Origin of the sequence: Niastella sp. (assembly GCF_045805085.1) — a bacterium.
Taxonomy (GTDB): domain Bacteria; phylum Bacteroidota; class Bacteroidia; order Chitinophagales; family Chitinophagaceae; genus Niastella.
The window spans coordinates 1-13,585 of the sequence record NZ_JBJMLX010000023.1; the positions used below are offsets into that span (position 1 = coordinate 1).

The 13,585-nt window shown below is 46.7% G+C and carries 13 protein-coding genes; 7 read left to right on the forward strand and 6 right to left on the reverse strand.

Going from position 1 to position 13,585, the window contains the following annotated elements:
• Positions 1 to 281 precede the first annotated feature (281 nt).
• Both ACJ751_RS01080 and ACJ751_RS01085 read right to left on the reverse strand, forming a co-directional pair.
• On the reverse strand, positions 282 to 542 hold the full coding sequence (locus tag ACJ751_RS01080; protein WP_407743519.1) for a DUF488 family protein: 261 nt from the start codon (positions 540 to 542) through the stop codon (positions 282 to 284).
• 83 nt (positions 543 to 625) lie between these two features.
• A complete protein-coding gene (locus ACJ751_RS01085) occupies positions 626 to 1,240 on the reverse strand; it encodes a fibronectin type III domain-containing protein (RefSeq protein WP_407743520.1) in 615 nt (204 codons plus the stop codon).
• 1,360 nt (positions 1,241 to 2,600) lie between these two features.
• On the opposite strand from ACJ751_RS01085, the gene ACJ751_RS01090 reads away from it, so the two are divergent.
• From ACJ751_RS01090 to ACJ751_RS01120, 7 genes are all read left to right on the forward strand, one after another.
• Complete coding sequence (locus tag ACJ751_RS01090) at positions 2,601 to 3,866, forward strand: exo-beta-N-acetylmuramidase NamZ domain-containing protein (protein ID WP_407743521.1); 1,266 nt, start codon at positions 2,601 to 2,603, stop codon at positions 3,864 to 3,866.
• A 206-nt stretch (positions 3,867 to 4,072) separates the two neighbouring features.
• The gene (locus tag ACJ751_RS01095) at positions 4,073 to 4,525 is read left to right on the forward strand and encodes a CoxG family protein (RefSeq protein ID WP_407743522.1); all 453 of its coding nucleotides are present in this window, start codon (positions 4,073 to 4,075) and stop codon (positions 4,523 to 4,525) included.
• 33 nt (positions 4,526 to 4,558) lie between these two features.
• Positions 4,559 to 5,062: a (2Fe-2S)-binding protein gene (locus tag ACJ751_RS01100; protein ID WP_407743523.1), complete on the forward strand. Its 504-nt coding sequence runs from the start codon at positions 4,559 to 4,561 to the stop codon at positions 5,060 to 5,062.
• 125 nt (positions 5,063 to 5,187) lie between these two features.
• Positions 5,188 to 7,569 carry a xanthine dehydrogenase family protein molybdopterin-binding subunit gene (locus tag ACJ751_RS01105; protein WP_407743524.1) on the forward strand — a complete coding sequence of 794 codons (2,382 nt, stop codon included), beginning with the start codon at positions 5,188 to 5,190 and terminating at the stop codon, positions 7,567 to 7,569.
• Positions 7,570 to 7,778: 209 nt separating this feature from the next.
• Positions 7,779 to 8,615, forward strand: a complete 837-nt coding sequence (locus tag ACJ751_RS01110) for an FAD binding domain-containing protein (protein WP_407743525.1) — start codon at positions 7,779 to 7,781, stop codon at positions 8,613 to 8,615.
• A 29-nt stretch (positions 8,616 to 8,644) separates the two neighbouring features.
• Positions 8,645 to 9,538, forward strand: a complete 894-nt coding sequence (locus tag ACJ751_RS01115; RefSeq protein ID WP_407743526.1) for an AAA family ATPase — start codon at positions 8,645 to 8,647, stop codon at positions 9,536 to 9,538.
• Between the two features lie 94 nt (positions 9,539 to 9,632).
• On the forward strand, positions 9,633 to 10,751 hold the full coding sequence (locus ACJ751_RS01120; RefSeq protein WP_407743527.1) for a vWA domain-containing protein: 1,119 nt from the start codon (positions 9,633 to 9,635) through the stop codon (positions 10,749 to 10,751).
• Positions 10,752 to 10,764: 13 nt separating this feature from the next.
• Here the strand turns inward: ACJ751_RS01120 and ACJ751_RS01125 are convergent, their stop codons facing one another.
• The 4 genes from ACJ751_RS01125 to ACJ751_RS01140 all read right to left on the reverse strand — a co-directional run.
• Positions 10,765 to 11,337: a dihydrofolate reductase family protein gene (locus ACJ751_RS01125; protein WP_407743528.1), complete on the reverse strand. Its 573-nt coding sequence runs from the start codon at positions 11,335 to 11,337 to the stop codon at positions 10,765 to 10,767.
• Between the two features lie 93 nt (positions 11,338 to 11,430).
• Positions 11,431 to 12,675 (reverse strand): hypothetical protein, encoded by a 1,245-nt coding sequence (locus ACJ751_RS01130; protein ID WP_407743529.1) that lies wholly within the window; start codon positions 12,673 to 12,675, stop codon positions 11,431 to 11,433.
• Positions 12,672 to 13,118 (reverse strand): ubiquinol-cytochrome c reductase iron-sulfur subunit, encoded by a 447-nt coding sequence (locus ACJ751_RS01135; RefSeq protein ID WP_407743530.1) that lies wholly within the window; start codon positions 13,116 to 13,118, stop codon positions 12,672 to 12,674. The genes ACJ751_RS01130 and ACJ751_RS01135 overlap by 4 nt, the downstream gene beginning before the upstream one ends.
• An 11-nt stretch (positions 13,119 to 13,129) precedes the next feature.
• Positions 13,130 to 13,585: di-heme oxidoredictase family protein (locus ACJ751_RS01140; RefSeq protein WP_407743531.1), on the reverse strand; the 456-nt coding region annotated here is incomplete at its 5' end.

The following is a 13,585-nucleotide window of genomic DNA, read 5'->3' on the forward strand; positions in this document are numbered from 1 at the left end:
ATTACACGAGATTTCTACTAATGAGGAATTGAGGAAAAAAGAAAAAAAGTTTGTTACTGCTATGATAACAGAAAAACAATTGGCTTAATAAGGTCATTCTATCCCATACACCGAACACACCGCATCCTGCCCGGTATAGTTAGGCCCCACTTCATCATTGGCCCCTTTATAGATAAGCGAGAAATCAATCTGCCGAGCGCCTTTACATTCCAATATCCGGGTGCGACGGTTATATTGAACGTCGTGATTCTTAAAACAATGCAGCAATTAATCCTCCGTGTCTATATTTTCAATTTTGAATATTGCTCACAGGATGCATCGATTGGCCGCCCTCCTATCTCATCTCCCATAAAAACATACCTGACCCCATTTTGTTCCAGGAACGTTTTCAATGCATCCTTGCTGAACTGTGGATGAAATTTGGAATAGGGTATTGACCGGGCATCAATGAGGTATTCAATACCATATTCTTTTAACAGGGTAAGAAAATCATCTGCACTCCGGCTGCCATGCCCAATGGTATATATCGGTTTCTTTTCCACCCTTCAAATTTACGACATAGCGGCTATAAAAAAACGTGATCCCGGCTGATCCGGGACCACGTGAGAAGGACATGGCTAATTGTTTACTGAATAAATCGTGAGACAATGGGCGACAATACCGACTTTTCGCTTCGTCCGACGGCAATCACGCGAAACGAGTGTTTTACCCCCGACTGAAGACCTCTGAATGTATACGAGGGTTCGGCGATCGTTTTGGTTACCCATACACTTTCATTGGTAACCAGCCCGGTAGTATACTCGAACACGTATGCTTTTGCTCCAGGTACCCTTTTGACAATAACGGTCGCCTGTTCTGGCGCATCTGTACGCACTTCCAGTTTACTAATAGCCTTCAGGTCATCGGTTCCATCCTTTTCCCTTGCCAGTTTAAAACCACTGCTTAACAACATTGCCTTGTCACCATTACTGACTGTATTTACATATTCAGCCAACTGTGTCAACAAGCTGCGTAAAACAGCCCGTTTGGCGTCTTTAATGGCTACCAGTTTCTGGTCCCGTCCAGCAGCATCATATAATGATTGCTGATACTCCTGCGTGGTCTTCAATAACTCAGCCACTGTAGGATTGGGTTCCGGGAAAAAGGTATTGTCCTTTATGCTATCCACTGCAAGAAAGCCGATATTTACCAGGTCACCATCCCGATGCCTGATGAAAGAAGTGTTGACTTTATTTGTCATAAATCTTAATTTAAAGAATGAAAAAATTGGTTTAAAAACGCGCTACTTATCAGACCCACTTTCCATTGGCCAATGAAAGTGAATTATAAATGATCCCGATTTTCCGGAATGCAGTTGTTGGATCCATTGTACATTTTACAAATGGGAGTTACATTGCGTCCATCGCATCCATGTTACCGGTTTGCCGGTGAGCAGTTGCAATGGTTGTCGATTGCAGACTGCTAGTTGTTTTGTGGAGCGGGAACGGTAATGAACATTATCAATTGCAAGTACACATCTGTTCGGTTATACATCGTTGTTCATTTGTTCGATACAAATATACGGTGGCTGCTATGCGATTTCCAAATATCGAACCTCACCGATGGCGGGTTATGACGGGTTTTGACGGGAAATGACGGGTATTGACACCCTTTGCGTATCACGCACCCACGAAAAAAACTGATATCCATCAGTAAAAAATGCCGGCATCAACCTGTTAGTTGAGCACAATACCCCTTTCATCAGCTACAACCACCTGGTAATTCAACATCAACACTTTTTTGCTGAATTACAATAAAGCTTGTCTGGATTACAATGAGGGTTGTTCGAATACAATTTTGTTTAGCCTGCTACAATTATGTTTTTGTAATTCAAAAAACCGTCATTGTAATGCAACCGAAGTACGTTGTACTGACAACAAAGTATATTGTTTTCAAAACCGGAAAAACCGACACAACAATCATGGTCACTGTTTGTGAAACAATGCCCGTTGTATTTACAATACGTCCCTTGCTATTCAAAAACCGATCATTGTTTCTGAGCAATAAGCCCTGCATTCCGAACAACGACCATTGCATTCCAACAATCAGGTTTAGCCAATCAATATTTACTTTATTATCATCATTACAACATAGATTGTTATGCAAACAGCCTTTGTTGCTTTAACAACAAGGCGCTTTGTTTTCAAAAACAAAGACCTTATAAACAAAACAGGCATCATTGTAATCAAAGCAGCCGACCTGGTAATCGAAACAACACTTATTGTAATCAGACTTTCAGCCATTGTATTCCGACATAAAGCCATTGTACTTAAACAATGCCCCTATTGCATCAAACAAGCTTCTTTTCGTCTTCACAATCCGCGGACGTTTCAACAAAATGAAATTGGACGTTGTAACAAGCGCCCACTGCTATTTAAACGGAGATTGCATCGGTGTGCGTGTTTTTGCATTGCTTAAACCATCCTTTAAAGATATTACCGGCCAACCGGGCAGAAACAAGAAAGCCAGCCATAAAAAAGCAAAAAAATTACTGAGCTGAACGCCCGGAAGCCTTGAAGAAGCTATCTTAGCAAAGAAGGATGGAAACTTAATTTTTACTTATGAAGATATATAGCTTACTGGTGTTGCTTTTGGCAGTAATAATGAAGCCTGTAGTTGTGCAACGTGAAATCCCGGCAAGTCGTGACAGGCTGGCAAATGTGAAACCTGGAACAGGCGACCGGCAGCAGATAACCGGCAACACCATTATCACCGGCGCCGATCAAACTGAAAAATACCTGCCGCTGCTCAAAAACAAACGGGTAGCTATTCTGGCCAACCCCACTACCATCATTGGCAAAAAACACCTGGTAGATAGCCTCATAAACCGCGGCGTTACATTCGTAAAAGCATTTGGTCCCGAACATGGTTTCAGGGGCAAGGCCAGCGCCGGGGTGCATGTAACCGATGAAACAGACTCGGCTACCGGTATTCCCATCATCTCTTTATATGGTTCTAAAAGAAAACCTTCCGAAGCCGACCTGGCCGATGTTGACATTATGATCTTCGACGTACAGGATGTGGGTTGCCGTTTTTATACTTACATCAATGTGCTGCGCGATGTAATGGAAGCCTGTGCAGATAACAATAAAGAATTGCTGATCCTCGACCGGCCCAATCCCAATGGCTATCTGGTGGATGGCCCTATTCTGGATATGAAAAATAAATCGGGCATCGGACAGTTTCCCATTCCCATTTCCCACGGTATGACCATTGGCGAATTTGCCAAAATGATCAATGGCGAAGGCTGGCTGCCGGGTAAAAAAACCTGCAAGCTCACCATCATTCCCGTTCAGCATTACAAGCACGAGATGGAATACGTGCTGCCGGTAAAACCTTCGCCCAATTTAAATACCCAACAAAGCATTTTGTTATATCCCTCCACCTGTTTGTTTGAAGGGGTGGCCATTAACCTGGGCCGCGGCACTCAATTTCCATTCACCGTACTGGGCGCCCCCGTATTAAAAGACAAATACCCTTTTTCATTTACTCCCGTGAGTATCCCGGGCATGAGCGAAACGCCGTTATATATGAATGAAGTTTGTTACGGGATCGACCTGCGCAAATACGATGTATCAAAGCTCCGCAAAAGCAAAAGGATCAATTTAGACTGGATGATCGAGTTGTATAACGCATTCCCTGATAAAAGCCGTTTCTTCGACCGCTCCATCAGCAAACAGATCGGCAATATCGATTACCTGGCCGGCGTTTCCGAATTCAAAAAACAGATCATGGAAGGCAAAACCGCCAAACAGATCCAGGACTCCTGGGAACCTGAATTGTCTCAATATAAACAAATGCGAAAGAAATATTTGTTGTATCCGTAAGGTGGGTCGCTCTCCCAAGAGCGGCTCACCTTCTTTACAAAGGTGAGCCACCCTGCAACTTCACAAAAAGGTGGGCCAATCTTTCAGGGTGACCCACCTTTTTTATTTTATTTTCCCTTCATTTTTTTCCTTAACTTAATAGAGAAAAGTAACGATTGCCATCACGCTCTTTATTCCGTTCCCTGCTTACTTAAAAACTTTGCCATATGCAATTAGCGGGGAAATATGTGTTGCATGCAGCGCCACCCATTGTTTGGGCGACCCTGATGAACAAAGATACCCTTGCCCGGGTAGTGCCCGGCATTTCCCGCCTTGAACAAACCGGCGATCATACCTTTAAATCAATACTCGATATTAAGTTGGGTCCCGTCAGTGGCTCCTTCACTGGAAACCTGCAGCTCGACGATCTGCAGGAACCCAATGCATTTACCCTTAAGGCACAACAAAACAGTAAAATAGGCAATGCCAATGCCGCCATTAAGATCAACCTGGCGCAGGTAGATGAGACCGGCGATACAGAGGTCTCATTTGATGGAGATGTAAAATTAAGCGGCATGCTGGCTTCCCTGGGGCAACGGGTTATGGGTGGGGTTTCGAATACGCTCACCAAACAATTTTTTTCAAACCTGGAAAAGGAGATCGACCACAAACCTGCATAGAAAAATATTGTTCAATATACTAAACGAAACTACATGAGCACCAGGATCAATGTTACCGTTAACGGTGTACAATACAATCATCTTGTTGAACCCCGGTTATTATTGGTGAGCTACCTGCGCGATGTATTGCGGCTAACAGGCACCCATGTGGGTTGCGACACCAGCAGCTGCGGCGCCTGCACTATCCATGTAAACGGAAAGGCTACTAAATGCTGCACCATGCTGGCCGTTCAGGCCGATGGTTGCGAAATAACCACTATTGAAGGCTTGTCCCACAACGGCGAACTGCATCCGCTGCAGGAAGCTTTTAATGAATGCCATGGGCTGCAATGCGGTTTCTGTACGCCGGGCATGATCATGATGGCGGCCGACCTGTTACAACACAACCCGCAACCAACGGAAGAATCTATTCGCCATGCACTGGAAGGAAACTTCTGCCGTTGCACGGGGTACCATAATATAGTAAAATCGGTTCAGTATGCGGCGGAGAAGATGAGGACGGGTGAAGTGGAGGAAGTTGATAAGTTAACTAGTTGATAGGGTTGACGAGTTGACAAGTTAACAAGTTGGCGGAGAGTTTAAAATTTCGGAACCCTTTCACGTATCACGATTCACCATTAACCATTGAACATTCACCATTCACGATAACTCAACATCATTATATGAGTACTAACGGATTAATCGGCAGGTCTGTTAAACGGGTTGAAGACAAACGGTTCACTACCGGCCATGGTAATTATACCGATGATATTGTTCTGCCCCATCAAACCTATGCGGTTTTTGTACGAAGCCAGTACGCCCACGCAAAGATCTTGCGGGTTGATACTACCGCAGCCAAAGCCATGCCGGGCGTGATCGCCATCTATACCGGCGCCGACCTGGCTGACGTAAATGGCGTTCCCTGCGGCTGGCAGGTGAACTTCAAAAACGGTGATATCATGAAGGAACCAAAGCATCCCCTACTGGTGGCCGATAAAGCCAGGCATGTGGGCGATGCCATCGCCATTGTTATTGCAGAAACCAAAGACCAGGCAACCGATGCCGCCGATGCCGTGGAAGTGGAAATGGAAGATCTGCCTTGTGTAGTGGATGCTTACAAAGCAGTACAACCTGAGGCGCCCCTGGTGCACGACGATGTGCCCAACAATAAAAGTTTTGATTGGGTGCTGGGTAATCCCATTGAGGAAGTGAACGAAGCCATGGACAAAGCCACGCATGTGACCTCGCTCGATTTTGTGAACCAGCGGCTGGTGCCCAATGCCATCGAGCCCCGCAGTTATAACAGTTCGTATGATCCTGTTACGGAGAAATACACCTTATACACCAGTTCGCAAAACCCGCACCTGGTTCGGTTGCTGATGTGCGCTTTTGTACTCGGCATTCCTGAACATAAAGTACGGGTAGTAAGCCCGGATGTGGGCGGCGGCTTCGGCAGCAAGATCTTCCACTATACCGAAGAAGCCTTGCTTACCTGGTGCAGCAAAAAAATTGGCCGCCCGGTAAAATGGACATCGGAAAGAAGTGAAAGCTTTCTGCTCGATGCGCATGGCCGCGACCATATTACCAAAGCCGAAATGGGTTTTGATGCCGATGGAAAGATTGTGGCATTGCGCGTAAAGACCTTTGCCAACCTCGGCGCTTACCTATCTACATTCAGCAGTTGCGTGCCCACTTATTTACATGGCACCCTGCTGCAAGGTTTATACACAACACCTAAAATAAATGTTGATGTAACAGCTGTTTTCACCAATACCACCCCGGTAGACGCCTACCGAGGCGCCGGTCGTCCGGAGGCTACCTACTTACTGGAACGCCTGATCGACCTGGCTGCCCTTGAGATGAACGTTGACCCGGCCGACCTTCGATTCAGGAATTTTATTCCACCATTCGATGGCGTACAACAACCCGGTTATCAAACCCAGGTAGCGCTGCAATACGACAGCGGCAACTACGAGGGTGTTTTGAAAAAAGGGTTGGAAATGATTAATTACCCTGAAGTACGCCGTATTCAACAGGAAGCTGCCCACAATGGCAAACTGGTAGGCATAGGTTTCTCTACGTATATTGAAGCCTGTGGCATTGCTCCTTCGGCCATTGTGGGCGCCCTGGGTTGCCGCGCCGGTTTGTTTGAAGTAGGCCAGGTGCGCGTTCAACCCACTGGCAAGGTAAGCGTGTTTACCGGCGCCCACTCGCATGGGCAGGGTCACGAGACCACCTTTGCCCAGATAGTAGCTGATAAATTAGGCATCAACCTTACCGATGTGGAAGTGGTGCATGGCGATAGCGACAGTGTGGCTTTCGGTATGGGCACCTATGGCTCGCGCAGCCTGGCCGTAGGCGGTAGCGCCATTATGAAAAGCATTGATAAGATCATTGAAAAGGGAAAGAAAATAGCCGCACATAAACTGGAAGCCAGCGCTGATGATATGGAATTCGCATCGGGCAGGTTTACGGTGAAAGGAACCGATAAATCAATCGGGTTTGGCGAGGTAGCGCTCACCGCGTATGTACCGCATGTATATCCCAAAGACCTGGAACCCGGTCTTGATTTCAGCAGCTTTTATGATCCTGCCAATTTCACCTATCCATTCGGGTGTCATATTGCCGTTGTAGAAGTGGATAAAGAAACCGGTAAAGTATCATTGAAGCGTTTTGTGGCGGTTGATGATGTGGGCAATGTAATAAACCCCATGATCGTGGAAGGACAGATCCATGGTGGCCTGGTGCAGGGCATTGGTCAGGCCCTGTTCGAAGGCGCCGAATACGACGAAAACGGACAGCTCACCAATGGTTCGTATATGGATTATTGTATGCCGCGGGCCGATGACCTGCCGATGTTTGAGACCGCCAGCCAGGTAACGCCTTGTCCGCATAACCCATTAGGCGTAAAAGGCGCCGGTGAAGCGGGCACCATTGGCAGCGCCCCTGCCATTGTAAATGCCGTGATCGACGCGCTATGGAGTGGCGGTCATAAGGTGAAAGATATTCGGATGCCGTTGACGTCGGAGAGGGTGTGGCGCGCCATGCGCGAGTTGACAAGTTGACCAGTTAACCAGTTGACGAGTTGACGAGGAAGAAAAAAGCCACGTGGGATAAAGTTGAAGGTTGATAGAGTTGAAAGGGTTGATAAAGGGATTGAAGAATAGATTGAGTGAAAAATGAAAATAGAGGGGAATATTGGAATGTCGCGAACCCTTTCACGTTTCACGTTTGACGTTTCACGATTTGCACCAATCTAATAAACAAGCAGTATATGATACCTGTAGCATTTGACTATCAAAAAGTACGCACTATAGACGAGGCTATTGCGGCCTTATCGAACGACGATACCCAAATACTGGCCGGTGGCCATAGTTTGATACCCGCTATGAAGCTGCGGTTGAGCCGGCCGGGAAAGCTGGTTGATATTGGCGGTATCATCGCATTAAAAGATATTAAAGAAGAAGATGGTGAAATTGTGATCGGTGCCGCCGCCACGCATGCCGATATCCTGTATCATCCGCTTATCAGAACGCACCTGCCTTTCTTTACCGAAGGCGCGGCCATGATCGGTGATATGCAGGTACGTAATCATGGTACTATTGGTGGCAGTCTTGCGCATGCCGATCCGGCTGCAGACTGGCCGGCCATGGTATTGGCAGCCGATGCTACTATTGAAATGCAGGGGCCCAAGGGCCGCAGAAATATCAAAGCCTCCGAATTCTTTACCGGATTTTTTTCAACCATGCTGGAACCGAACGAGCTCATCACGGCCATTCGTATTGCGATGCCACCTGAAGGCACCAAAAGCACCTATCAAAAATTTGCGCAACCTGCTTCGCGGTTTGCGCTGGCCGCCTGTGCCGTTATGCGTTTTGCCGATGGCAGAACAAATATTGCGTTTACCGGTGTGGCTGAACATGCTTTTCGGGATACGGGTGCAGAACACATCATAAGCGGTAAACCCATCGATGATGATTCCATTGAAAAAGCCATGCAGGCAGCGTTACAACAGGTTGATGTAATGAGCGATAATTACGCATCTGAACCCTATCGCAGGCACCTCGCGAAAGTTTACTTGCGCAAGGCATTGCTGGCAGTGAAAGGGTAATTTAGGTTCTTATGCAACCTGTAACTTTTATGTCAAATACAATTCAACTCACGGAGGTTCAATCCATGCTTCAGCAGCAGGGATACATCACCGACCGATCCGTTGCCATGTCGGTGTTCCTGTCGTTGCAATTGAACAAGCCGTTGTTGATCGAAGGTCCGGCCGGAGTGGGCAAAACAGAGATCGCCAAAGTAATGGCCAATGCCCTGCAAACCGATCTTATCCGGCTGCAATGTTACGAAGGGCTCGATGCAACTCATGCCCTGTACGAATGGAATTACCAGCGGCAACTGCTCCATCTTAAAATGACCGAACACGACACCCACACAATTGATGAAAAAGAAAGGACCATCTTCAGCGAACCCTTCCTGATGAAACGCCCCCTGTTACAAGCTATCACCCATACACAAAAACCTGTTTTACTGATCGACGAAATCGACCGCAGCGATGAAGAGTTTGAAAGCTTTTTACTCGAAGTGCTGAGCGACTGGCAGATCACTATCCCGGAAATAGGCACCATTAAAGCCACCTATATTCCACAAGTGATCCTAACCGGTAATCGTACCCGCGAATTAAGCGAAGCCCTGCGTCGCCGGTGTTTATACCTGTATATCGATTATCCTGATTTTGACAAAGAATGGCTGATCGTAAAAAATAAAGTCCCGGCCATCGATGCCCGGCTTAGCGAACAGATCACCCGGTTTATGCAGGAATTGCGGAAAATGAAACTGGAGAAAACACCCGGACTGGCTGAAACGCTCGACTGGGCCATGGCCCTGTCGGCACTGCACATCGATCACCTCGATAAAACCATCATTGAACAAACGCTGGGCGTGGTGTTGAAAGAGTGGCAGGATACCAGGCAAGTGCAGGTATCATTAGATGAGTTGATGGAAAAGACAGGTATTATTTCTAAAGTGTAGTTAACGAATAATAAGGATCCGAAGTAAGATGCAGGAAGTATGAAAAGCTTGAATTTCGTTATCTTCTTACTTCTTACTTCCTACTTCTTGCAATATGATTATCAGATTAACATCCCTATCACAGAATATCGTTCAATTCTCCCGCTACCTGCGGCAATACGGCTTTACCGTGGGCATTGAGGAAGAAACCCTGATATTGCAATCGCTGCAGCAATTTGATTATACCAGCCAGGAGTCATTTTTCCTGTTGTTGAAAATGATTATCTGTCGCAGTAAGGCCAACCTGGATGATTTTGACAACCTGTTCCGCCAGTACTGGAAGCAACTCGATAAATTAGTAGATACCAAAAGCAAAGAAGGATCAAAAAAGAAAAAGCCCCCCACCCCTGAAGCGCAATTTGCATCACTCAATACCTGGTTAAAAGGCAATCCCAAAAAAGAAACGGAAGAAACCGCCAGCTACAGCATACAGGCATCACTTTCGCAAAAAGACTTTTCCGCCATTCCCGACAATGAAGTGGCTGAGCTGATGAAAGCCATCCGGAGTTTATCGCGCCGGCTGGCAGCCAAAGCCAATCGCCGGTATGAATTATCGAACAAGATCGATCTGCCCGATCTGCGTCAAACTTTGCGCAAAAACCTGCGCCGTGGTGGCGAACTGATCGACATCATGCATCGCCGCCCAAAACGCAACCGGGTAAAACTGTTAATGCTGTGCGATGTAAGTAAATCAATGGAATTGTATTCGAGCTTCCTGTTACAGTTTCTGTACGCCTTTCAGCAGGTGTACGCCCGGATGGAAACATTTATTTTCAGTACGTCGCTGCAACGTATAACGCCTTTGCTGAAACAAAAATACTTTCAGGAAGCGCTGGACTTACTCAGTACGCAAAACGAAGGCTGGAACAGCGGCACCCGCATCGGCGAATCGTTGCACACCTTCATTACCAGCTATGGCAACAAACTGATAGATTCCAAAACCATTGTCATTATCTTAAGCGATGGCTGGGATACCGGGCACATCGATCTGCTGAAAGAAAGTATGCACCGGATTCACGCCAGGGCCAAAAAGGTGATCTGGTTAAACCCGCTGGCCGGCTATGCAGCCTACAAACCGGAAGTAGCCGGAATGAAGGCGGCAATGCCGTATGTTGATGTGTTTGCTCCTGTATATAACCTGGAAAGTCTTCGGAAACTGGCTAAATGGATCTAAGGTGGGTCTTCCACTAGTTAGCCTTCTCATAATGAAGACAAACCACCCCATTAGTAAACGATTTGCTTTTCACCAGTTTCAATTCAGCGGCTTGTTGGGTATTGTTAAATAAAGGAATGCCGCCACCACCCACCAACACAGGGTTTACAAATAACCAGAACTCATCGATCAATCCATATTGCATCAGGGAATGAGCAGCGGAGGGGCTGCCGAAGATAATGATCTCTGAGCCTGCCTGCTGTTTCAATGCTTTTATCCGGTGTTCTACTTCTTCACTGATGATGATGGTATTGGGTTTCTGCTGTCCTTTCATACTTTTCGACAACACTACTTTATCAACCTTGTTGTACCAGGTACCATGCTCGATGTCGTGTTTGCTGGCATTGGGTTTATCGGGCGCCGATGGCCAGTAGGCATCCATCATTTCATAAGTAACGCGGCCATATAAGGCCATATCGGCTACCTGGGTGCGGTCGCCGGCGTAGTCAAAGATCTCATCATTTACTTTTATAAAGCTCATGCCGCCGTTGGGGTCGGTAACAAAACCATCAAGGCTTACGTGCATAAATAAAACCAGTCGTCGCATATAGATTGTTTTTATTTGATAGAACAAACCTACGCCTGAAAACTGGTTTTACCGGGGGTGTATTGCGACAATCTATAGGGGCAACTCCGTCAATTAAAAATAGGTGGAGAACCCGAACTGGAAACCCGCCATTTTGGACGGTGGATTACCCAGGATATCGTGCTGCGTGTTATGGCGATAATTCAACCTGATAACCGTTTGCGGCGTCGGCCGCCAGCTGATGGCCGGCACAAAAGCAAATACATCGTCTGCAATCTTGCCACCGGTCGATTTAAAGGAGCCTTTGTTCCAATCGACATACTCCAGGCGCAGCGCCACGTTCAGCACGGCTTTTTCAAAACCCATCATGGGCTTTCTGATAACAGGTTGCACCAGATCAACAAAACCGCCTTGTTGTTTGCGGCCATATTGTTCCGTGTACGTATCCGGCACATCTACCCGCACCCAGGCCCATTCGCCATTGATGTAGGTTTTTGAATAAGGCAGCGTGGTATTAAAATCAACGGCAAACACATTCACCGGTCTTTTTTTGTCAAGCACCAGTCCATCCTCCTGGTACTTATTATAAATGCCGCCCATATACGAAAATCCCAGCTCCCCTATTTTCCGGTTCTTTACCGCTACTTTACCGGTGAACAGCGGACTGCCATTAAAACTTTCTTCAAAGCGTTCGGCATTGGTCTTGGAAGCCGGCAGAAAGGTTTTGCCTTCTGCATTGTTAATGATCTGATCGTCGAACCCATTGGTAAAATAAGCCTCATAGGCATACACCCAGTCCTTTACATATTTCTTCCCAAAAATGCCAAACCCCACATTGCTCCAGGTAGCAGGCAGCATTTGCGTAGCGGAAATGGGCCGGTCGATAAATTCCCACTTGGGCCCGTCATGATTTTGGTTGAACGCGCCAATGGGATTCATTACTACCCCACCCCGAAAGTTCAACAAGGGTGACAATTCAAAATCAACAGAGGCAAATTCTATATTGATCTCCTTGGTGCCATCTTCAAACTCAATTTCACTCAGGAATTTTATGCGTTTGTAAATAGAAGAGGAAACAAACAGCGTCATCCGCCGCATCTGGAACTGATGTCCTTCGCTGATGCCCTTTTCTTTCAGGTATTGATAATTGGCTTCCACGTATCCGCCGAGGGCAACAGGCAGTTTACCTAATTGTAAGAATGGACGGTTGTAAATGGCGTCCATATTCATCTTCAGGGCGCCGGTATCTTTTAGCCCGTCCTGACCTGTCGGGGTGTTCCGCAATAATGCAGGATCTATCTGGGCAAACAAGACCACAGAAGAACACAGCAACGCTATTAGTAAGTAATATTTTTTCATACTTTTCTCAGGTCGATAAATAATTCATTGTTGTTTACCGTAACGGGAAAGCTGCGCAGGTCTTTATCGGCCGGACCATTGGTCACTTTTCCTTTGTTGTTGAACTCACTGCCATGGGCTGAACATTGCAGCTGGTCGCCGGATGCCTGTAACTCAGCCCCCTGGTGGGTACATTGCATCCATACGGCGCTGTAGTCGGTTTCGCCAAAGCGATATACATAAATCGGATATTTCAAACTTTCATTTCGCACAATGATGAACGGCCGGTAACCGCTCTTGCCTTTATTATTCAACTTAAATTCCTCGGCGCTTACGGTAATGCCATCCTTGCCTATGGTGCCACTGGTATAACGGGTAGTGGAACAGGACGACAATAACGTAGATACAGCCGTAGCGCTCAAACAGGCAGCGCACGTATTTGTAATAAAATCTCTGCGGTTCATTTTATAGTTGGTTACAATGATTCAAGGAATTTGATCAGCAATGCCTGATCGGTGGCTGATAATTTTTGAAAGCTGGTATTGCTGGACTGTCCTTCGCCCCCATGCAATTTGATGGCATCTTCAATGGTAGTAGCCCGCCCGTCGTGCAGCAAGAAGTATTGGCCGCCCTGCGAATTTTTCGAAAGACCTAATCCCCATAACGGTGGCGTGCGCCATTCGGCAGGCAGGGCCGAGCCTTCGGTATAGCCATCATTCAAGCCTGGACCCATATCGTGCAACAACAGATCGGTATAGGGCTGAAAGGTTTTATTGGCCAGCGCCGCAATGGAATAATCGCCGGTTTTTAATTCGGGAACATGACATTTACCACAACCGATGCTCATGAACAATTGTTTCCCGCTGATAACATCGGCATCGGTTTGATTTCGTTGAATAGGCGCTTTCAGCGTTCTTAAATAAAATACCAG

Coding starts and splice junctions, on each gene's coding strand:
- ACJ751_RS01125 (WP_407743528.1), bottom strand. CDS start 11,337: ATGCGACGACTGGTTTTATTTATGCACGTAAGCCTTGATGGTTTTGTT.
- ACJ751_RS01105 (WP_407743524.1), top strand. CDS start 5,188: ATGAGTACTAACGGATTAATCGGCAGGTCTGTTAAACGGGTTGAAGAC.
- ACJ751_RS01130 (WP_407743529.1), bottom strand. CDS start 12,675: ATGAAAAAATATTACTTACTAATAGCGTTGCTGTGTTCTTCTGTGGTC.
- ACJ751_RS01120 (WP_407743527.1), top strand. CDS start 9,633: ATGATTATCAGATTAACATCCCTATCACAGAATATCGTTCAATTCTCC.
- ACJ751_RS01100 (WP_407743523.1), top strand. CDS start 4,559: ATGAGCACCAGGATCAATGTTACCGTTAACGGTGTACAATACAATCAT.
- ACJ751_RS01110 (WP_407743525.1), top strand. CDS start 7,779: ATGATACCTGTAGCATTTGACTATCAAAAAGTACGCACTATAGACGAG.
- ACJ751_RS01135 (WP_407743530.1), bottom strand. CDS start 13,118: ATGAACCGCAGAGATTTTATTACAAATACGTGCGCTGCCTGTTTGAGC.
- ACJ751_RS01085 (WP_407743520.1), bottom strand. CDS start 1,240: ATGACAAATAAAGTCAACACTTCTTTCATCAGGCATCGGGATGGTGAC.
- ACJ751_RS01115 (WP_407743526.1), top strand. CDS start 8,645: ATGTCAAATACAATTCAACTCACGGAGGTTCAATCCATGCTTCAGCAG.
- ACJ751_RS01095 (WP_407743522.1), top strand. CDS start 4,073: ATGCAATTAGCGGGGAAATATGTGTTGCATGCAGCGCCACCCATTGTT.
- ACJ751_RS01090 (WP_407743521.1), top strand. CDS start 2,601: ATGAAGATATATAGCTTACTGGTGTTGCTTTTGGCAGTAATAATGAAG.